The organism is Streptomyces boncukensis, assembly GCF_011045075.1.
GTDB classification, from domain to species: domain Bacteria; phylum Actinomycetota; class Actinomycetes; order Streptomycetales; family Streptomycetaceae; genus Streptomyces; species Streptomyces boncukensis.
Window position 1 is genome coordinate 1 of record NZ_JAAKZZ010000944.1, and the last position, 1,444, is coordinate 1,444.

Sequence of the window (1,444 nt, forward strand, 5' to 3'; positions counted from 1 at the left end):
CCGCGCCCCCGGCCGGCCCGCTGGCGGAGCACGGGCACGGGCTCACGCTCGTCAGCGCCCTCACCCTCGGCTGGGGCTGGCACACACTGGGGACGGACCAGAAGCAGGTGTGGTGCAAGTTCGCCGTACCGGGGCCGTATGTCATGGACTGCCGGTGACTCCGTGCCAGGGAGAGAGGGGCCAACTCTAACTTGTGCATCCGTACTTCTTTGTCGCATTGGGGACAAAGTCGTTCGCGAACTTCTGGAGCTTCTTGTACCCGGTGGGTGAATCGTTGACGCGCTCGCCGTTCAGGTCGAGAACAAACTGCATGTATTCTGAAGTGGAGTCACACTTTGCTCGAATGGTGGCGTTCCCCGGGGCGATCATAGCGGTCCCCGGGAAGGAAACTTTTCGCCTAGCTGCATGGTTGTATGGTGAGGCTGCAGCCTTCCAGTTCATCGGTTCCGGCTTCTCGCTGTAGTGCAGAACCGAAGCGTACAGAATTCTCTGGCTGTCTACTTGGATGTTACAGAGTGCGCCCTCGCGCTTCAGGCCCGGTTCGGTTATAGGAGACCGCTTTTGTTTGAGGTTGCCCTCTTTCGGCAGGAGCGGTGAGAGGGAGTCTTTCGCTACGGGAATCTGGCAGAAGGCTTCCGGCGTGGAGAGTTTGTTCTCGCTGCAACCTGCCGCGACCACGGTGGTCGCAACGCATAGCAGTGAGGCGACAACTTGTCGGGAGATCGGCACCTCTAGCCTCCAGAGATTCTAGCGAAGCGTTTGTTTCCATGGTCCGCTGCGGCATTCACCTGCTTGTAGACCCCGTCCTCGGCTGAATAGCCTGCGTGGTCCGCCGCCCAGTCTCTGTTGGTCGCGTGCCACTGGTCAGCAAGCTGATTGAGCTGATTTTGCCGGACGGCAAAAATTGCCTTGTTGTCGTTTTTCAGTTTGCCTTCTGCACGGGCTTCTTCGTCCTGGATCCAGGCCGTGGTCACCATGTCGGCTCCGCGCTGTGCAATGTCGCCCACGTGGGGGATGAAGTTGAGTACCCCGCCGATCGCGTGGTAGCTCTTCGCCTTGTCCCAAGTGAAGTCGGGTTGGTCATCTTCCAGTGCCCTGCGCCGTGCTTCTTCCATGAAGCCGACTGTGTAGCCAGCGGAGCTGAGGGTGTCTGCCGGTTTCCGGGAGGAATCGTGGAAATCTGCAACCATGGCGTGGTTCATGCCCGACTGGAGCGTGTCATAGGAACCCTGACTCCTGGAGACCTGCTTGGTGACTGCCATGACCTGTTCAGAATCCAACGTCGGGCCGTGTGCCGGCTCTCGTTTGCCACTCACATCACTCATCGCCACATGAACCTCGTGCCCATGGTTAACCATGATCTTGGCCATGTCCCCGCGCAGGGCGGCGGGCATGTCGTCGCCCTTCGCGGAAAGCTCCCCCAGGGCTTTTACGAACACGCGGT

1 protein-coding gene and 1 pseudogene are annotated in these 1,444 nt (G+C 59.8%); both read right to left on the reverse strand.

Going from position 1 to position 1,444, the window contains the following annotated elements:
• Nucleotides 1-186: 186 nt before the first annotated feature.
• Nucleotides 187-729, reverse strand: coding sequence for a hypothetical protein (locus G5C65_RS37195; protein ID WP_165303450.1), 543 nt, complete (start codon nt 727-729; stop codon nt 187-189).
• Nucleotides 730-731: 2 nt separating this feature from the next.
• Nucleotides 732-1,444 (reverse strand): annotated as a pseudogene (locus tag G5C65_RS37200) (hypothetical protein); the annotation flags it as partial.